15 protein-coding genes are annotated in these 19,508 nt (G+C 64.4%); 11 read left to right on the forward strand and 4 right to left on the reverse strand.

The annotated features are described in order from the left end of the window. Window positions 1-32: 32 nt before the first annotated feature. On the reverse strand, window positions 33-938 hold the full coding sequence (locus HWY45_RS26545; RefSeq protein ID WP_081063016.1) for a LysR family transcriptional regulator: 906 nt from the start codon (window positions 936-938) through the stop codon (window positions 33-35). A 156-nt stretch (window positions 939-1,094) separates the two neighbouring features. On the opposite strand from HWY45_RS26545, the gene HWY45_RS26550 reads away from it, so the two are divergent. The 6 genes from HWY45_RS26550 (at window position 1,095) to HWY45_RS26575 (ending at window position 11,369) form a co-directional block, all read left to right on the forward strand. Further along, a complete protein-coding gene (locus HWY45_RS26550; RefSeq protein WP_059806400.1) occupies window positions 1,095-1,694 on the forward strand; it encodes a LysE family translocator in 600 nt (199 codons plus the stop codon). Window positions 1,695-2,354: 660 nt separating this feature from the next. Beyond that, window positions 2,355-3,041 (forward strand): autoinducer binding domain-containing protein, encoded by a 687-nt coding sequence (locus tag HWY45_RS26555; RefSeq protein ID WP_059806404.1) that lies wholly within the window; start codon window positions 2,355-2,357, stop codon window positions 3,039-3,041. A gap of 446 nt (window positions 3,042-3,487) precedes the next feature. Continuing rightward, complete coding sequence (locus HWY45_RS26560; protein ID WP_059806408.1) at window positions 3,488-3,961, forward strand: hypothetical protein; 474 nt, start codon at window positions 3,488-3,490, stop codon at window positions 3,959-3,961. Window positions 3,962-4,013: 52 nt separating this feature from the next. Beyond that, window positions 4,014-4,982: a hypothetical protein gene (locus tag HWY45_RS26565; protein ID WP_059883318.1), complete on the forward strand. Its 969-nt coding sequence runs from the start codon at window positions 4,014-4,016 to the stop codon at window positions 4,980-4,982. Window positions 4,983-5,073: 91 nt separating this feature from the next. Then, window positions 5,074-9,903 carry an RHS repeat-associated core domain-containing protein gene (locus HWY45_RS26570; protein WP_059883320.1) on the forward strand — a complete coding sequence of 1,610 codons (4,830 nt, stop codon included), beginning with the start codon at window positions 5,074-5,076 and terminating at the stop codon, window positions 9,901-9,903. 446 nt (window positions 9,904-10,349) lie between these two features. Next, window positions 10,350-11,369 carry an extracellular catalytic domain type 2 short-chain-length polyhydroxyalkanoate depolymerase gene (locus tag HWY45_RS26575; RefSeq protein WP_059564895.1) on the forward strand — a complete coding sequence of 340 codons (1,020 nt, stop codon included), beginning with the start codon at window positions 10,350-10,352 and terminating at the stop codon, window positions 11,367-11,369. A 77-nt stretch (window positions 11,370-11,446) separates the two neighbouring features. Here the strand turns inward: HWY45_RS26575 and HWY45_RS26580 are convergent, their stop codons facing one another. Both HWY45_RS26580 and HWY45_RS26585 read right to left on the reverse strand, forming a co-directional pair. Continuing rightward, on the reverse strand, window positions 11,447-11,998 hold the full coding sequence (locus tag HWY45_RS26580) for a glutathione peroxidase (RefSeq protein ID WP_059883322.1): 552 nt from the start codon (window positions 11,996-11,998) through the stop codon (window positions 11,447-11,449). A gap of 112 nt (window positions 11,999-12,110) precedes the next feature. Further along, entirely contained in the window at window positions 12,111-13,088 is a 978-nt protein-coding gene (locus tag HWY45_RS26585) for a response regulator (RefSeq protein WP_059883324.1), read from the reverse strand. Between the two features lie 262 nt (window positions 13,089-13,350). On the opposite strand from HWY45_RS26585, the gene HWY45_RS26590 reads away from it, so the two are divergent. Next, entirely contained in the window at window positions 13,351-13,848 is a 498-nt protein-coding gene (locus HWY45_RS26590) for an acyl-CoA thioesterase (protein ID WP_059883413.1), read from the forward strand. Window positions 13,849-13,905: 57 nt separating this feature from the next. On the opposite strand, the gene HWY45_RS26595 is transcribed toward HWY45_RS26590, so the two are convergent. After that, the gene (locus HWY45_RS26595) at window positions 13,906-15,297 is read right to left on the reverse strand and encodes a sensor histidine kinase (RefSeq protein ID WP_059564898.1); all 1,392 of its coding nucleotides are present in this window, start codon (window positions 15,295-15,297) and stop codon (window positions 13,906-13,908) included. 748 nt (window positions 15,298-16,045) lie between these two features. Between HWY45_RS26595 and HWY45_RS26600 the strand changes: the two genes are divergently transcribed. The 4 genes from HWY45_RS26600 to HWY45_RS26615 all read left to right on the forward strand — a co-directional run bounded on the left by HWY45_RS26600 (window position 16,046) and on the right by HWY45_RS26615 (window position 18,983). Further along, window positions 16,046-16,882 carry a c-type cytochrome gene (locus HWY45_RS26600; RefSeq protein ID WP_059883328.1) on the forward strand — a complete coding sequence of 279 codons (837 nt, stop codon included), beginning with the start codon at window positions 16,046-16,048 and terminating at the stop codon, window positions 16,880-16,882. Window positions 16,883-17,318: 436 nt separating this feature from the next. After that, window positions 17,319-17,666: a hypothetical protein gene (locus HWY45_RS26605; RefSeq protein ID WP_150998620.1), complete on the forward strand. Its 348-nt coding sequence runs from the start codon at window positions 17,319-17,321 to the stop codon at window positions 17,664-17,666. Beyond that, the gene (locus HWY45_RS26610) at window positions 17,663-18,097 is read left to right on the forward strand and encodes a hypothetical protein (protein WP_150998617.1); all 435 of its coding nucleotides are present in this window, start codon (window positions 17,663-17,665) and stop codon (window positions 18,095-18,097) included. The genes HWY45_RS26605 and HWY45_RS26610 overlap by 4 nt, the downstream gene beginning before the upstream one ends. A gap of 34 nt (window positions 18,098-18,131) precedes the next feature. Continuing rightward, window positions 18,132-18,983 carry a hypothetical protein gene (locus tag HWY45_RS26615; protein ID WP_150998614.1) on the forward strand — a complete coding sequence of 284 codons (852 nt, stop codon included), beginning with the start codon at window positions 18,132-18,134 and terminating at the stop codon, window positions 18,981-18,983. Window positions 18,984-19,508: the final 525 nt, after the last annotated feature.

Here is a 19,508-nt window from a genome sequence, read left to right on the forward strand (position 1 = left end):
GGCGCGTGCGTGGGCCGCGCGACTCGCGCGACTCACGCGGCGCGATCGCCGCGGCCACCGCGCGCGCCGGCATAGATCGGCGTGGCGGCCAGGAAACCCTGGCGGATGAGGTTCGCCATCTCCTCGGCCAGCGGCGTGGCGCCGGACGGCGAAACGTGCAGGGTGATCGCGAAATCCGGCAGCCCGGGCAGCCCCATCGGCGACGGCACGATCTGCAGATCGGCGGGCACCGTCGACGCGAGCCACGCGGTCACGGCCATGTCCATGCGCACCGTCGCCTTCGTCGCTTCGATATCGCCGTTCTCGAACACGGTGCGCCATGCGATGTCGCGCTTCGTCAGCGCATCGAACAGCGCCGGCCGGAACACGCATGCGTCGCTGACGATCGACACCGCCAGCGGCCGCTTCATGTACGCGCTGCCGCCGCTCGCGCCGACCCAGACGAGCCGTTCGGTGCGCAGGCATTCGCCGCCCGGCTCGCTCGCGGGCTGCTCGATCACCGCGAGATCGAGCCGGCCGTCGGCGAGCGCGGCGGCCAGCTCGATCGACGGAAGGCTGACGAGCGCGATCTCGACGTGCGGAAAACGCTGCGCAAACGATTTGAAGATGCCGGCCAGGTAGGTGCCGACCAGATCGGACGGCGCGCCGACGCGAATGACGCCGGAAAACGCCGCGCCGTTCATGTCGGTCCAGATCCGGTCGTTCAGCCGCACGAGCTGCTCGGCCTGTTCGAGCAGGCGCTCGCCCGCGCCGGTCAGCTTCAGGCGGCCCTGGGCGCGGTCGAACATCTTCTGGCCGAAACACTCCTCGAGGCGCTTGATCTGCTGGCTGATCGCGCCCTGCGTGAGATGCAGCGCATGCGCGGCCGCCGTCATGCTCGAACGGCGCGCAACGGTGACGAACGTACGCAACAGGCTCGTGTCGAGATTACGGGGCATGGGGATGGAGATCATTAGCGTCGCTAATGGCGCCCATTATAAACATTCCATACCCTGGCATGCGAAAGACTTTTAGAGTTTTGACACATGTCGGCCCGATTCCCGTCGGGACACGTACGCGCCAGATGTCGGCGCCCTACCGGAGGTTGTCGAGTCATGTCACAGACGCTGCTCTCCCTGATCGTGTTCGTGATCGTCGCCACCATCACGCCCGGCGGCGCCACCACGCTCGCGACGGCGTCGGGTACCCAGTTCGGGTTCCGGCGCAGCGTCCCGCTGCTGGGCGGCATCGCGCTCGGGCTCGCATCGCTCGCCGCGATCGCGGCGGCCGGGCTGGCCGGGCTGCTGCATGCCGTTCCCGCGCTGCAGCTGATCATGAAGCTCGTCGGCTCGGCCTACCTGCTCTGGCTCGCGTGGAAGATCGCGGCGAGCGGCGCGCCGAAATCCAGCGCGAACGCCGCGCAGTCGCCCACCAGCTTCTTCGGCGGCGCCCTGCTGCTGTGGCTCAATCCGAAGGGCTGGACCATGGCGCTCGGCGCAGCCGCGTCGTTCGCCGCGCTGACGCCCGACCCCTTGCATCTCGCTGCGATTCTCGGCAGCGCATTCGGCATCGCTGCGATCGTCTCGCTGGCGCTGTGGTGCACGGCCGGCGTGCTGCTCGGCCGCGCGTTGCGCACGGAGTTCCACTGGCGCGTCGCGAACGGCGCGCTCGGGCTCCTGCTCGCGTTATCGATCGTGCCGATCTGGATGGATTGAGTTCGCGCCGGCGCCAGCCTGCAAGTGAGACGCGACGACGGGGCCACGTCGTCGTGGCAGGCTGGCGCAGCGGGCGGACAAGCGGCATCGCCTCGTGCATTGCCGCCGGTCGTGACGACGGCTGGACCGATGAGGAACAACTTCCACTCAGGGCTTGAAATGCCCCTCCATCGGCAGCCTCCGAACGAAGCGCTTCGCCCGGCGAACGTGTAGCGACGCGACCGGCCTCCGAACGGGAGGCCGACGGCAGGGTACGGCAGCCGCGAGCCCGCTTCCCGCCGCGGCGATGCCGCGCGCCGGGCGCGCGCCCCGCGGCGCCGCCGAACGGTGGTGGCCCGACTTCCGCGGGTTGCAGGCGAAATTCCAACACAACAAACGCCCGGGCGGCGGGCACGACACGGGCGCAAGGCCGTCGTCGACAACATTTCAGCCGCAGGCACAGTCCACCGCGCATGCCCGTCTCGACACGGGCACCGCGCGGAACGATCGGACAAGGGGCCGCACGCGCGAGCGTGCGGGAATTCGACTCCGGTGTGTCGTTCGTTCGGCATGGCGGCGAACATGTCGCGGACGCATGCACCGCCTCATGGGCATGACACGCATGCGTTTGACATTACGGGCTACTTGGAGAATGTTGTGGACGCATGGAGAGAAGACGTCATGACGACGTTGTCACGCGCAAGGAATTTCGACGAGATTTTCAACATCGTCGCCACCTGCGCACAATCCCTCAATTTCGAAATGAGCGCGTTCGGGGCGCGCGATCCGCTGCCGGTCACCCGGCCCACGTTCAGTACGCGGAACACCTACCCCGAAGCCTGGCAGCGGCGTTATCTGGAGGGCAATTATTTCGCCCGCGACCCCGTCGTGCGCTACGGGCTCGTCTATACGTCGCCGCTGGTGTGGCCGGTGGATGCGCGCGCCGACGAGGCGTTCTGGGAGGAAGCGAAGGCGCACGGGCTCGCGACCGGCTGGTCGCAGCCGATTCGCGACAAGCACGGGCGCATCGCGATGTGGAGCTTCGCGCGCAGCGCCGAGCCGATTTCCGATCTCGAGCTGTCCGCGACGGAGAGCCGGCTGATCTACCTGGCGCACGCCGCGCATGCCGCGAGCTCGCGGCTCGCCGCGGTGCCGCCGCCCGGCATGCAGATGAGCCAGTTCACCGCGCGCGAGAAGGAGGTGCTGCAGTGGGCCGCCGACGGGAAGACGGCGCTGGAGATCGCGTCGATCCTGTCGATCTCGGAGCGCACGATCACCTTCCACATGCAGAACATCATGGAAAAGCTGAACTCGGTCAACAAGACGCAGGCCATCGTCAAGGCGGTGCTGCTCGGCGTCATTTACTGATGGCATGCGCCGCGCGACAAGCGGCTACGACAAGGCCCGAGCGGCCATAACCACTAAACGGGTTTCGCACGCGAGCGCGCGGCGAATGCAACAGACCACGCTTTCCTGACGCCCGGGCCGGCCGCGAGCCTGCTGCCGGGCACGGCGATCCGCAGCGACGACAGGCCGGATCGCCCCCCCTCCCGCCGGGCGCCACGACGCGCGCCCGCGATGCGGTCCGCACCGGGCGCCCATTGTGTGATCGCAATGATTTTCTCCGGCATTTCGATTAACGAAATTTATTCAATTTGCGAAATACGATTCCTATAATCCGCAATGCAAATGAGATTCCGGAATATCCATTTCATTTGCAATGCTTACGTGAATTGATGCCGATTTGATTCGATCAACGCTTCCGTTTTTCTCGTTCGTTGTTCAAAAAAACCTTTTTTTCAAGGATCGAGATCATGCGAAAAATCGTATTTGCACTGTTCGTCTGCGTCGCGATGGCCGGCCACGCATTCGCCGCGCCCGTCATCACGTTCTACAAGAAGCAAGGCGAATCGAACGTGGACTGCCGGATCACGATGGGCAACGGCACCGTCAACTTCAAGAGCTCGAGCAACGCGTGCACGAATGACGACGACTACTATTTCTCGGTCTCCGGCGCGCAGGACGGCGTTCAATTCGGCATCTACAACAACCCCGATTGCCGCACCAACGAGAGCTACGCGACCTACAAGATGGGCAACGGCGACGCGAGCGGCAACATCCGCATCACGGCCGTCGACGCAAGCCGCGGGCTGTCGAGCGGCACGCTGATCCACGATTCGCTGCGCTCGGGCGGCGCTTCCGGCGGCGGGCAATTGCACGGCAAGGTGTCATGCCTGAAGGTCACGGGCATGCGCAGCAGCGAAGCGATGCAGATATTGCCGAAATAAGCGCCGATTCGCGATTGCATCGACATATTTTCCGTGACGGAGGAGCTTGGCGATGAACGATTCACGTAAAGACACGCCGCTGCATTGGACCGCCCTCGTGTTCGACATGGAGGTGACATCGCCAAGCAACCGGCTTTATCGGAACGGCCGACAGCAAGCGGAAGTCACGATCAAGCTGCGCGCGACCGACGTCGACAACCGGCCGGTGCCGCTGAGCGAGACCGAACGCGCGAGCGTGCGCCTGATCGACTACAACAGCGGCGTCGAAATTGCGCCGGTGCCCGCGTCGGGCACGGTCACGACCGGGTGGGGCACCACGGCGGAGCGCAACGAATTCGCGTTCTATCCGGGCGATCGCGCCGCCGCGGCGTCGCAAACGGCGGCGTCGGGCTACGAATTCTTCGTCCGGTATGCACAGACCGTCGACGCATCGCCGAAGCGGTTCGGCTGCCAGGTGACGCGCGACGGCGGCGTCGTGTTCAAGTCCAACGACGACGCATACAAGGAGTCCGTCGAACTGTTTCCGGAGCGGCTGCCGAGCGCCGACGGCACGCGCTCGGTCACCTACCCATGGGATTCGCGCCGCATCGAAGGCGGCTCGAACGAATGGGACCTGACCACCGTCGACTACTACTATTGCGGCCTGTCGATCAACGGCAGCCGCATCGCGCTGCTCACGTTCGACGCGTCGCCGCCGAGCATCTTCCAGTGGGAGAGCAGCAACCCCGCGAGCGACCTGTTCAGCTTCACCGGCGTGGGCGCGCCCGGCAGCGACGCCGCCACGTACGTCGTGCCGTCGCGCTTCACCAGCCGCACGCATCGGCGGATTCTGGAGCCGAGGCGCGGCCAGGGCGTCGTCGTGCTGGTCCGTCACGAAGGCATCCGCCAGGACAGCGGCAACGACACGAAACCGCCGCCGATCAACGTCGTCGCTCGCGACGAATTCGGCACCGATCACCTGCTGCGCGTCAGCTTCAAGTCGTCCGCGAACCGAAACGAGCTCGTGCTGACCGAGCGCTGAGCGGGCGTCGGTCGCCCCACTCCCACTTACGGCCGAAGCGCGCAGTGTGCGCGCTTCGCCGTCACGCCCCTCTACCCGCTGGAGTCCGTCCATGAGTACGCCCGATTCGCTCGCCGCGTCGCCGTCCGCTGCCGTCCATTCGAACGCGTTCAACTTCCTCAGTTTCGTCGATGCGGGCGTCGATCCCCGCACCGGTTTCTATACGTTCAGCATCGCGCTGCCGAACGTGATGGCCAACGCGCTGACCGGCCCGGCGCTGCCGATGTCGCTCGCGTTCAACCCGCTGCAGACCGACGATCGCGGCGTCGGCATCGGCTGGTCGCTGCGCGTGTCGCAATACGATCGCGTCGCGAAGCAGCTCCGGCTGTCGACCGGCGAGACGTATCGCGCGGTCGACACGGGGCCGCGCATCGTCGTCGAGGATCAGAAGCTGCGGAACTTCCGCGTCGACAAGATCGACGGCGACCTGCTCGTCGTCTACAAGAGCGGCGTCGCCGAGCGGCTGTCGAATGCGGGCACGCACGACGTGTACCTGCCGTCGGCCATCCATTCGCCGGAGGGCCGCGCGCTGTCGCTGCGCTATACGATGTTCCGCGGGCACCGGCTGCTGAGCGAGGTCAGCGACGACAGCCGGCGCCTGCTCGCGCTCGAACGCACGGCCACGCAGGCCGCGATCACGCTGCGGCCCGACGCGCCGGACGCCGCGACCTTCACGCTCGTGCTGCGCAACGACCGCGTCGCGGAAATCCGCCTGCCGGTCGACAATCGCGCGTCGTGGCGCCTGCAGTACGAGACCGCGGGCGACCTGACGCTGATCAGCCAGGTCGAATCGCCGACGGGGGGCGTCGAGACCGTCCGCTATCAGGCGCAAGGGCACGAATTGCCGGCCGGTGCGCCGCTGCGTTACCTGCCGTATGCGATCGAGCACGTCCGGATGCCGCGCGCGGAGCAGCCGCCGCTGCGCAGCCTCTACCGCTACACGCCGAACAATTTCATGGGGCGCGGCGCGACGGGCCTCGTATGGAAGGACGGCGAGGACAACCTGTACAAGGTGCTCGACGACTATCGCTACGGCTCCGACGAAACGCACGTGACGGGCGAAGGCGACGCGACCGAGGCCGTGCGCGTGATCCGCCGCACCTTCAACCGCTTTCACCTGCTCGTGTCCGAGGAAACGAACCAGCGCGGACACGTCGCGCTGCAGCGCACCGAATACGACGAGAAACCGGGCCGCCCGTTCAGCGAGCAATCGCCGCAATGCCAGTTGCCGCTGCGCACGACGAAATCGTGGTACCTGAGCGCCGCGCCCGGCACGACGCGCGAGGAAGTCGTCACGACGCGGTTCGACGACTGGGGCAACCTGCTCGAACGAGTGGACGCGACCGGCACGGACGAGCAATACGACTACTATCCGGCCGAAGGCGACACGGGCTGCCCGGCGGACCCGCTCGGCTTTCGCCGCTTCGTCAGGACGAAGCGCGTAACGCCCGCGCCCTCACCTGTCGCGGCGCCGACGCGCGAGATACGCCATACGTACGTCGCCCTGCCGTCGTTGCGGCCGAACGGCCCGCCGCATGTGGTCGTTGCGGACGAGGTGCTGTCGGAACACAGGGAAGACGAATCGCGTGAACTGCAACGCATCGCCCGCACATGGTTCGACACGCCGGCCGACGCCATGCTGCACGGTCGCATCGCAACGGAAACAAAAACGCTAGACGGACGCGCGACCGCCACGTCGTATGCGTATGCGTTGCAGAACGACACGCTGCGCACCACTACGACCGTGACCGGCTTCGACGGCACGTCGCGCACATCGAACGCATGGCGCGCGCTCGCGACCGGCCAGGACGTGCGCGTCGAAGATGAATCCGGCGTGACCCTACGCTACGCCTACGACGCGTTGGGCCGCGTGCTGGCCGAGACGACGGCGCCCGGCACCGAATACGAAGCGACGCGGCGGCATGCGTACGGGCTCGCGGCGACGGCCGACGATCCCGTCTACGCGAGCGTGACGGACGCGCTCGGCGTCACGACCCGAACCACCTACGACGGCCTGAATCGCGTCGTCCGCACCGAAACCGCGGACGTCGATCACGCGGGCGAGCCGATGCGAACGACCTACCGTGCGCGTTACGACGCGCTCGGGCAGCTTGTCGAGGAAACGCAGACGGATTGGCTCGACGGCGAACCGCTCGCGCTCGTCAGCCGCCATCGCCACGACGACTGGGGCGAGCGGGACGGCACGACGCGGCCGGACGGCGTCGATGCGTATCGCGTGCAGGATCCGATCCGGCGCACCGAAACCGAGTGGCTCGCCGATGGCGCCGGCGCACGCACCGGCCGCACGGTGACGACGCGCAACGCGTTCGACAAGCCCGTGTCGATCGAACGATTCGATACCCGCGACGCGCCGGCCGGCAAGACCGTCAACGAATACGACGGGCTCGGCCGCTGCGTGCGCCGCACGGATGCGGCCGGCAACGTGTCGACGTTCGCCTACGACGCGTTCGGCCGCCTCACGCGCAACGTGCTGGCGGACGGCGCCGCAATCGAACATGCGTATGCGGCGCATGACAGCGAGGCATTGCCGATCCGGATCGGCGTGGCCGACGGCAGCGGTAGCGGTAGCGGTAGCCGGACGATCGTGGCCGGCGAGCAAAGCTTCGATGGCCTGGGCCGGCTCGCGCGCCGCGCGGCCGGCGGGCGCGTGCGCACGTTCGCCTATGCGGGCGGCCATCCGCAGCCGGACCACGAAACCACGCCGTCCGGCGCATCGATCCGGTACGCGTATGCGCCCAGCCTGACGCGCCAGCCGATCCGCCGCAGCGTGGCGGACCTCGACGACGACTACACGTATCACCCCGTGCACGCGCAGCTCGTGCGCGCGCGCAGCGCCGCAACGGACGACGAATACGCGCTCGACTACCTGCCGTCCGGCCAGCTGCGACACGAGCAATGGCGCGAGGACGGCGCAGCGCATCAGGCGTCGCACGCCGCGTCGCTCGAGGGCCGCCTGCTCCGTTACACGGACCGCTTCGGCGACACGCAGACGAACAGCTACGATGCGGCCGGCCGCCTTGAGCGCGTGCAAGGCGGCGCACTCGACGCCAGCCTGCAATACGACGCGTTCGGCCGGCTGCGGCAATGCACGACACGCGACACGAACGCGGGCCGCGCGCTGACCGTCACGCTCGCGTACGACGATTTCGGCCGCGAAACCGAGCGCCGGATCGAGCAGGACGGCGCGCCGCCCGTCGTGCTCGCGCAAACCCATACGCCGGCCGACAAGCTCGCGCGGCGCACGCTGTCGGCCGGCGGCGCGGTTGTCCGCGACGAGACCTGCGAATACGACGCCCGCGGCCGGCTCGTCGCGTACCAGTGCGCCGGCACGCGGCCGCCGCACGATCCGTACGGCCGCGCGATCGCGTCGCAGTACTACGCGTTCGACTGCGTCGACAACATCGTTTCACTGACGACCGAATTCGGCGACGGCTCGCGGAACGTCGCCCGCTTCTCCTACGACAACGCCGCCGATCCGACCCAGCTCACGCGCATGACCCACAGCCACGCCGACTACCCGCCCACGCTCGAACTGCGCTACGACGCGGACGGCAATCTGGTGGACGACGGCAGCCGGACCTACCAGTACGACCCGCTCGGCCGCCTGACCCGGATCGCCGATGCCGTGCGCAGCGTGAGCGCGCAATACGGGTATGACGCGCTCGACCGCCTCGTCGCGATTCGCGGCGCCGACGGCGTCGCGGTGCGGCGCACCTATCGCGACGCGCGCATCGTGAGCGAGCTGCGCGACGGCGACCGCATCGGCTACCTGCGCGCGGACGAGCGGCTGCTCGCGCACCGCCGCGACGGCACGCAGGCGCAAACGGTGCTGTACGGCGCCGATCAGCAGCAGAGCGTGCTGCTCGCGGCGTCCGGCGGCGAACGCCGCGATCTCGCATATACGCCCTACGGGTATCGCGCGACCGGCACCGACTGGCCCGGCCTGCCGGGCTTCAACGGCGAGCCGCTCGAACCGCTCACCGGCAGCTATCTGCTCGGCAATGGCCATCGCCTGTACGACCCGATGCTGATGCGCTTTCACCGGCCTGACATGCTGAGCCCGTTCGACGGCGGCGGCCTCAATGCGTACGCCTATTGCCTCGGCGACCCGATCAACCGCGTCGATCCGACCGGCCAGCTGAGCTGGCAGGCGATCCTCGGCATCGTGCTCGGCGCGGTCGCGATCGCGCTCACCGTCGTGTCGCTGGGCGCGGGCGCGGCGATCGCGGCGGGCGTCGTGCCTGCGACGGGCATGCTCGGCGCGATCGCGACCGTGCCGTCGATGACGGTGTCGGGCGTCGTGTCGGTCGCGACCGGCGTGGCGGGGCTCGCGGAAGGCGCGACGACGATCGCGGCGGCGGCGCTGTCCGAGCGCGACGAGCAGGCATCGGGCATCCTTGGCTGGGTGTCGCTCGGGCTCGGCGTCGCGTCGGCCGCGAACGGCGTGGCGGGCGCGGCATCGAAGGTGGCCGGCACATCGAAAGGCGTCGTGTCGACGACGGCCCGCAACCTCGCCGTCGCGCGCACCGCGATCGACGTGACCGCCCGCGCGCAGGGCGTGGCGGGCCAGTTCGTGTCGACCTTCGCCGACGACGTGCCCGCGTGGGCATCGCATACGATGATGGGCGTGTCGCTCGCACTGACGGCGGCCGGCTGGGGCGGGCTGGCGCGCGAAGCCGCGCTCGCGCGCAGCACCGGCTTCCACGCGCTGGCCGACGCGCCGCAGGCCGATGCATCGGGCGGGCGGCCAGAACGTTACCGGTCGCTCGCCGAAGCGCCGACGGGCGCGACCGACGGGCGTTCGAGCGTCGCCGCCGCGAGCGAAAGCGTGCGGCAGCCCACGCTGCGCGGGCCGCGCTGACCGGGAGCATGCCGAACAGGTCATGGTCTTTTCCCTGTCGCGCGCTCGACGCGGGGCTCGTCACCGCGCCGGTCGGCATCTTTACGGTGCCGCTGTCGCCGTTCATGGGCCGCATGCTGCGGGAGATCGATGCGGCCCGCGAAGGGCGAAAGCCCGGACGCCGCGTCGGGCGCGCACTGATCCGGCGCAAGCGGTGCGCGCGGGCTGCGCGCCGCCCGCGCACCTAGCAAATGACGCAGGTGCATTTCAGGACGTTCTTCGGGCACAGTTGCGGACGTCCGCGACCATTCGCGCTGCGATGTTGCGGACGTCCGCGCGCGGCCGTCGTGCGCCCGTCATACGCAGCATGCAACGTGCACCATGCAACACGCCGCAGTCAGGCATTCGCTGTCCCTGTCCACAGACGCTTCGTGCATTCGAACCCTCGACGAAACAGGAGTCTTGCCATGCCATTCCACCGCACCCTGGCTGCCGCCGTGCTCGGCGCCGCACTGTGTTCCCCGCTCGCCTGGGCCGCCGATCCGCTGCCCGCCCTCGGGGCCGATCCGGCCCAGACGTCGGTGTCGGGCCTTTCGTCCGGCGCCTTCATGGCCGTCCAGTACCAAGTCGCCTATTCGGGCTCCGTGGTCGGCGCCGGCGTCGTGGCAGGCGGCCCGTACTACTGCGCGGCCGGCAGCCTGTACAACACCGGCATCTGCATGGGGCAGGTGCCGTTCGTGCCGCCCAACCCCGCATTGATGGTGAGCGCCGCCAAGCGCTTCGCGTCGAACGGCCAGATCGATCCGCTGGACGGCATGCAGCGCGGCCGCATCTACGTGTTCAGCGGCACCAAGGATACGATCGTGTACCAGCAGGCCGTCGACGCGACCGTGTCGTTCTTCAAGCAGGCCGGCGTGCCGGGCGGCAACATCTCGTACGTGAACACGGTGCCGGCCGGCCATGCGCTGATCACGCCGTCGTTCGGCAACGACTGCCCGGCCAATGCCGCCCCGTACATCAGCCATTGCACGGTGTCGAACCAGAGCTACGACCAGCCGGGCGCCTTGCTGTCGTTCATCTACGGTTCGCTGAATCCGCCGGCCAGCCAGCTCGGCGGCAAGATCATCACGTTCAATCAGCGCGAATTCGCCGCCGCCTCGACCGGGATGGCCGACGACGCCTATGCGTACGTGCCGCAGTCGTGCGCGCAGGGCACCGCGTGCCGGGTGCACGTCGCGTTCCATGGCTGCAAGCAATCGGCCAATGTCGTCGGGGATGATTTCTACGAGAAGACCAGCTACAACAGCTGGGCCGATGCGAACAACATCGTGGTGCTGTACCCGCAGGTCAATGCGTCCAGCGTGCCGTACAACCCGCAGGGGTGCTGGGACTGGTTCGGCTACACGGGCCAGAACTACGCAATGAAATCCGGCTCGCAGATGGTGGCCGTGAACGCGATGATCAACCGGCTCACGTCGAAGCGCTGACGCGCTGGTGTGACCGCAGGCCGGGCGGCGGCGGGCAATGCCCCGCACCGACGCGCCGGCCTGCTTCGGCGATACGCTTACGCGCCCTTCGCGAGTTCCGCGTCGATCGCGGCGACGAGCGCGGGATCGTCCGAGCCGGTGTTCGGCGCGAAGCGGGCCACCACCTCGCCGTCACGGCTCACCAGGAATTTTTCGAAGTTCCACAGCACGTCGGGCGCCGGATTCGGTTCGATGCCATACCCCTTCAGACGCTCGCGGAACGGGCCGTCGCCCGTGGTCACCGGCTGCGCCTGCGTGAGCGCGCGATAGAGCGGATGCTGATCGCCGCCGACCACCGAGATCTTCGAGAACAGCGGAAACTTCACGCCGAACGTGCCGGTGCAGAACGCCTGGATTTCGGCATCGGTGCCCGGCTCCTGGCCCTTGAAGTTGTTCGCCGGAAACCCGAGCACTTCGAGCCCGCGCTCGCGCTTGTCTTCATAGAGCGCCTCGAGGCCTTCGTATTGCGGCGTCAGCCCGCACTTCGATGCGACGTTCACCACCAGCAGCACTTTGCCCTTGAACGCGCGCAGCGACGTCGGCGAGCCGTCGATGGCGTTCACGGGGATGTCGTAGAGGGTCGAGCTCATGTCGGGTTCCTTCCTGTTGGATTGGGCCAGGCAAGACGTGGCGGCCGCGTGCGCCACATGTCGAATACGCGGGAAATCCTAACAGGACTGCGCGGAACGCGCCGGGCGCGCGTCAGGCCCCGGCCTGGCGCGCGTCGCCGCCGTTCGCCTTGCGCCAGCGCGCGAAGGTCCACATGTCGGGCTCGAGCACCGCGGTGTCCAGCCGGCTCCAGCCGTAGAACGCGCCGTCCCATCCCGGCACGGGCAGCGGCTCGGTCGAGCGGATGTCGGTCATGCCGGGGCGATAGGCCTGGAACGGCCAGAACAGCGGCATCGCGCGGCGCGACGCCATGGCGTGCCGTATTTCGTCCGCGCCGCCTTCGTCCGCCACCACGTCGCACTGGAACGTCCACTCTTCCTCGTCCCATGCGAGAAACACGCTCGGCTGCCCCGCCGCGTCGAACATCAGCACCGCGTTCTGCTCCGGGCGCCAGTAGTACTCGACGATCCGCTCGCGCTCGACGACGGCCTGCATCACCTCGAGGATGCGCGGGTCGCTGTACGTCGCGCCGATGCCGTGCACGCTCACCTGCCCCCGGTGCGCGCAGTGCCGCGCCTTCGCTTCCGCGAGCGCGGCGCCCAGCTTCGCCGTCATGTCCGGCGCGGACTTGCGCAGGTACAGGTCGATCAGGGACGCATTGAACGCGTCGACGGCCTCCCGCTCGGTCGCGACGCCGGTGAGCAGGATTTTCGTGCACGCGATGTCGTCGAGGGCGGTCAGCAATTCGACGCCGTTCATCTGCGCCATCTCGTAGTCGACGACGACCGCCGCCACTTCCTCGAAACGCGCGGCGTCGGTCAGCGGGTCGCGGCCGAGCGCATTGGAGCCCTTCTTTTCGAAATCGGAATAGCCGGCCCCCGCCAGCCGCTCCGGGGTTGCGCGCCGGCCGTGCGATTTGACGAAGCGCAATGCTTCATGCGGCGTGTTGAAAAAGCGGTTCAGTCGCCCGTCCCGAAAGGTCCCGCGCAATGCGTCGAGAAACCCCGGGTGATCGTCGACGAATACGATCGGCGCTGGATAAAACACCGGCTGGCTGACAAAACGGCGCATAGCGGCCCCGAATGACGTGAATCGGAAATTCGGGCCATTCCGCATTCCGGCAGTGGCCCGCATACGAGCGCACGATTATCGGGCATCCCGGCAACCGCCGGCAACTGCCCGGGTATTTCGCGCCAACGAAAAATCCGCTCGCGCAAACAAGTGCGGATTTACTCGATGCCTGCAAAAAACAGCGACATCTCAAAATAAGGCGCGCCCTTATGAAAAGGGCGTGCGTGGCTGCCGCATGCAGCTGTTTTTTCTGGAGTCGTCCATGTTGACGCGAGAAACCATTCCGCAAATTCTGTCCCGCAACCCGCTGCTGCTGTCGTCCGATATCGATGCGGCGACATCGAAAAAGACGTTTCACCACGTCATCGACATTTATCTCAAGGATTCGAATGCTTTCATGAACACCTACTTTGCACGTTATTTCGAATGGCAGGGCGTGACCCGCGAACGGTGGTTCCACGAGTGCATTCATGACAACCTGCTGGCCGCGGGCGGCTCGTTCGTCACGAAGCGCGCGCACCAGGAATACATCCAGGAAACCTTCCCGTTCCAGCGCGTCGATTGCTACCTCAATACGTGGCAGGTGCGCCAGTGCTCGGCCTATCTGCTGTTCCGCTTCTGCATCGACGGGCGGCCGGTGTCGCTCGGCTACCAGCAGATCATCTTCGCGGGCACCGACAAGCGGATCCGGCGTTTCCCGGCCGGCATCGTCGAGCGGGTCAAGGAATATGAACTGAACCTGCCGTCGTCCGACAACTAAGCAACCGCCTCGCCCGACACGCCCGTGTCGGGCGTCGCAGGCAAACCGCCCGGCGCGCTACGCCGGCGCGCCCGGCTCTGGCAGCCGGAGCGTGAAGGTCGTCAGCACGCCGGGCACCGATTCGCAGTCGATATGGCCGCCGAACACCTCGCACACCCGGCGGCAGAACACCAGCCCGAGGCCCGCGCCGCGCCCGTGCGATTTGGTCGAATAAAACGGATCGAAGATATACGGCAGCACGTCGGCGGCAATCCCGGGCCCCGTGTCGCGAATACGCAGCACGCAGCATCCGCCGTCGCGATCGGCGACGATCTCGACGCGGCTCGTCGCGCCGCCCATCGTCGCCTGCAGCGCGTTCTTCAGCAGGTTGAACACCACGAACAGCATCAGCGAATCGGACCCGTAGAACTGCAGGCGCGGGTCGATCGGCATGACGTCGATGCGCTCGCGCTCGCCGATCGCGAACGGATAGCAATCGAGCGCGACGTCGATGCAGCGCCGGATCGAATGCGGCGCGAAGCTCTGGCGATCCACGCGGTCAAGCGTGAACATCGCCAGCGACATGTCGACCACCGCATGCGTGCTGCTCACCTGGCGATGGATCGCGGACACCAGCGACGGCAGGCGTTCGAGCTGCTCGGGATCGAGGGTGTCGTCCATCAGCCGGTGCTTCACGGCGAGCTGGTAGCTGCGCAGCAATGCCGGCATCGCGCTGCCGAGTTCGCCGACATACATGCCGATTGCCGCGAGCGGCGTCGCCACCTCGTGCGCGACCGTCGCGGCGGCCAGGAACGGCCGCATCAGCCGATAGCGCACGATCGTCATCGCGAGAATGCCGAGGCTGATCGCGATGAAGATCGCGCCCGGCGGATAGAACCGGTAGCCGTAGTTCGCCGCGTAATCGACCGCGGCGAGCGAATACAGCCCGAGGCTGAGCAGGCAGAAATCCAGCAGCTTGCGCTGGTCCGGGGTGCGCGTGCGGCGCTGCGCGACGAACAGCAGCCACGCGCTGCGCGCGGCGACGACGATCGTCTGCGCCACGTGCACCGGGTGCAGGCGCCCTGCCCGCGGATAGTCGCCGAAATAGAAATGCCCGACGCCGTCGACGACTTCCTTGCCGGCCAGCAGCAACACCGCCAGCACGAGGCTCATCCCGTATGACGCGAGCAGCAGCGGGCGCTCATCGGGCCGGCCGGCGACTTCCGTGACGAAGTGATAGAACGTGGTCGGCAGGAACACGATCGACAGGTAGCCGACCTTGGCGAGCACGTTGGCGATGTCCGGGCGGGTGGTCTGGAACAGGAAGGCCCAGGTCGCCTGCCAGAAGAAGGTGGCGACGCACATCATCACGAACGGCGTCGAGCGGCGCGTCACGCCTTCGGTCAGCCAGACGTAGACGCCGAAGCCGAGAAAGAGCGCGGACACAAACGCGGGCAGGATCGAATACATGCGGCTCGGTTCCGTTTCGAAGGGGGTTCCGCTGCGTCATGCCGGGGGCATGGCGGGAGGCAGGGCGTCGTGGGCGCGATCGGTTAGCAGGATGACGCGTCCGGACATTATTGTGCCGGTGGGCGGTACGGCGCAGGTTGTCTTCTCGAGTATTTGTACTGTTTCGGCCATCGTTCGGGTCGGGCCGACGTTCATCATGCTGGGTTGCATCATGTCTCCCTGATTTCTTTTAGGTCGTTTTAGGTTGTTTTGGTTGTTTGACGGATGACCCGCGTCCGCGCCAGAATTCTGTGATCGCAGACTCTCGCTGGGGCCCCACCGAAATTCACTGCGGCAGTCGACACTCTGGAATAAACGATTTACCGGAATGCCGTGATTTACACTTAATCGCGCAACGTAAAATTATTCAAGCAACCCAACCAACATAAACAATATCCGCTGGCCAAATTACATTATTCAATTATCAATTCAGACATATTATTTCCGGCGCAACGCTTATTTATTATGCAGCATTTCTGATGAAGTTTTACCTGTCAGTGCTGCGGGGTCATGCCATGCGCGGGCATCCTACCACCGCCAGATACGCGCCGGCCGTCGCCCTGCGACCGCACTGCCCTTCGCGAAATCCGGGACATCGTCGGCTCCAGGGTATCCGCCAGCCGGATACACTGGCGCCTGCTCATGCGCGGCAGAGGCGGCGGTAGTCATGTCGCCGCCGCCGCAGATAACGACAATGAATGGAGAATGAATGCTGAAACGCGCGTTTTCTTTGCTTTTGCTGTTGACGGTCAGTCTGATTGGGCAACATGCGTTCGCCGAGCCCACGATTGAATTCAGGACGGGCGGAGAGATTTGGACGTATACCCGGCAGGCGCTGCTCGCGCGATCGGATCTGGCGGAGGTTCACTTGCCGCGCGACGTCGCATACGGCAGGCCGATGACCTTCAGCGCCGTGCCGCTGGCCGACCTGCTCGACATCGCGTCGCTGCCCGTGGACGATGTGCTCGAAACGCGCGCGGCCGACGGCTTCGCCGCGCAGCTGCCGATGGACCTCGTGCGCAATCGCAATCCTGATGGCGCCGTTGCGTGGCTCGCGATCGAGGATCCCGCGAAGCCTTGGCCGAAACTGCCGGGGAAGGCGGTCAGCGCGGGGGCGTTCTATTTGGTGTGGGTCGGGAAGGAGGTGTCATCGGTGCGTAATGAGCAGTGGCCTTTCCAGATCGTGCAGTTCGCGACGCAGAAGTCGCCTGTGGCACGGTGGCCGGCGCTTGCTGTAGGTTCGGAATTGTCGGCGACGGATCCGGTTCGGGCGGGGCAGCGGCTGTTCATTACGCAGTGTCTGGCTTGTCATCGGCTCAATGGGGCCGGTAGCTCGGATAGCGGACCGGATCTCAACTCGCCGATGAATCCGGTCGAGTATTTTCAGCCTGCGGCGCTGCATCGGTATATCCGTAATCCGGCGGCGGTTCGGGATTGGCCCGGGAGGATCATGCCGGCGTTTTCGCAGGATCAGTTGAGCGATCGGGAGATTGATTTGATTGTGGGGTATTTGGGGTATATGGCGGGGCGTGGGGGTGGGAAATGAGGGTGGTGAGTCAGGGGGCAGCGCGGGTCGTATAGGATCGTGACGGGTAAGCATGTGGCTTGACGAATGGCCGGACCGGTTGGGGAAATCGGCCAATAGTTGCCGATCGCGCAACATTGAAAATGGTCACTCCAATATCTAGTTCACTCCGGAACCCGCCCGCTAACCGATAAGAGTAAATGGACCATACTCGACATCCCTGTATCGCATCCGCCAGTCGGTTATACTGCTCAATGCTCACCTGATTACTCAGCAAATCCATCCGTTCGCACCTCGCCTCGTGGGATGCGCGAGCGGATATGGGAGGGCAAATGGGCCCCGACACACATATTGCTGCGCTCGCACCATTAGGATAGGTACGATTAAACGTTGTCCGCAATCGCATGGTCGATCTTGCTTGCGGTCTCCGAGGCCGCACGTCATAGGAGCGTTCGGTATGGATAAGTCGACATTGGTGATCTCCGTAAAGGGTGCGACATCACGCGAGGCGAATCTCCTGTGTTCGAATCTCGAGGATCAGTTAAATCACAACGTTCGTGGAATTGAGCTTTCGCGGAGGAAAGATGATGGTGATTCTCTCGACTTGGGCACGACGATAGTCGCAATAATCGGCACGCAGTTTGCTGTCGAGATGGCTAAAACGTTGCATGCGTGGTTGTTGCGCAATAATAGTGCCGATGTGACCGTTAATGGATTTCATGTGTCAGGTGTTTCTCCTGAGGACGTTAAAGATATCATTCAGATGCAACTTGATACGAGGCGGGGGAACTCGGACAAGTCATGACACCGATGTCAGTGAAGTCATGCGTCGTTTTATTGGGCGCAAGCGAATATCCCCTTTATCCGGCGTTGAACGTCGCGTCCGCACGCTCATCAGCTACGGCTCTAAAAGATTATTTCATATCCGCAAGAGGTCTTCAGGTAGCACCTGAAGACTTTCTTGATTTGTTTGGATCTCAACTCAATAACACCGACCAGCTGCTTAAAATGAGCAGGCACATCGAGAGATTTAATGAGAAATGTGAAAAATCCAATTTCCTGCAAAATGTGTTTTTCATCTATATCGGGCACGGAATTCCACACAGCAAATCAATTTCACTCGCGATCGCATCAACATCAAAAAATCAACCACACATTACCTCATTGAAGGTTTCGGATTTTGCCGACGAGATAAAAAAAACTAGCCGCATGGTCTCGCCGATTTGTTATTTTTGACTGCTGTTATGCTGGCGCAGGGATAGGAGAATTTTTGTCGGCTGATGGTGGATTGGAGGCCACTGCGAGCCGCGCATTCGAATCTCATCGCCAGCAGAAAAAACGCATGCATCCGATCAGAGGTACAACAGTTTTGTGTGCAGCCGATAAGGATTCGCAGGCCAAGGCACCCAGGACGCAAGTGTTCACTGCATTTTCCGGAATCTTAATTGACGTGTTGCTGAATGGGAAAATCAATGGACCATCATTGTTTTCTCTGAGAGATATCGTGAATATCGCTTGCACGAGAATTAAAGAGATGGAAGATGTGCCGATGCCCGTGCTGCTGTCTCCTGATCAAACAGAGGGTGATCTAGCGGATCTAGACATGTTTCCCAACCAGGCCGCAACCGTAAAAATTCACTACACTAATCCGCCGATAGAGACTTCGCGCCCCCCAATAGTCAAAAAAACAAGAAAAATCTCAATTCTTATCACCGTTTTAACCACTATAGTTCTTGTACTGGTGGTGAAGATCGCTGCGTGGATTGATGGCTCGTTCGGGGAACACACCGACATCGTACCTGCGTACCCCTCCGGCACAGGCGCCGAAGGGGCGGCCGGCACATCAAGCGCATCCTTACCAAATACTGCTGGCGCAGCAGACAAGGCAGTAGCAGACAAGCTAGCAGCAGACAAGCCGGCAGCAGACAAGCCGGCAGCAGACAAGCTAGCAGCAGACAAGCCGGCAGCAGACAAGCCGGCAGCAGACAAGCCGGCAGCAGACAAGCTAGCAGCAGACAAGGCAGCCGCATACGCACGAATCTACGACGACTATGCCAAATGCCACAACACCGCAGATCAAGACGCATGCTCACGTGTTCCATTGAACTGGGAGCCTCATTAATGAGAGCTATTGCAGTCGTACTATGTTGCGCCTTGGTACCACTTATTTCTAGTTGTGATACCGGTGGCGAGAAGATTGCGTCGGCTGAACCACCGACATGCGCACAGTTAAGTCAACTGCTCGCAAATGCGAAAGATCAGTTTTTAGCAATAAGAACAGGACCGCTAATATCCTCCGGAAGAATTGAATATTGGAGGTCGACAGTTTCAATACCATCATCAGATCGCTGCATTATCAGACGTGAGTCATACAGTGAAATAAGGTATTCCTGCACATGGGATTTCGGAAGCAACCGAAGCGCGATGGGTGCGTTTTATCGCAGGCTTGCAGATAGGCTAACATCATGTGTTGGCGATGTCAGAGTGTCTCGCGATGATCGCCACGGTTACACTTCCGTCGAATTAATTCCGACAGGTTCTCTCGATACATTGGAGTATGCAGTTTTCGCGCACTACGAACGGCTGCCAGTGGACGTCACTTTTAATATTAAGACAAGATAAAGATAGCGCGGTTAGCTGCCGAAGT

This window comes from Burkholderia stagnalis, assembly GCF_902830275.1.
In the GTDB taxonomy this organism is placed as follows: Bacteria; Pseudomonadota; Gammaproteobacteria; order Burkholderiales; family Burkholderiaceae; genus Burkholderia; species Burkholderia stagnalis.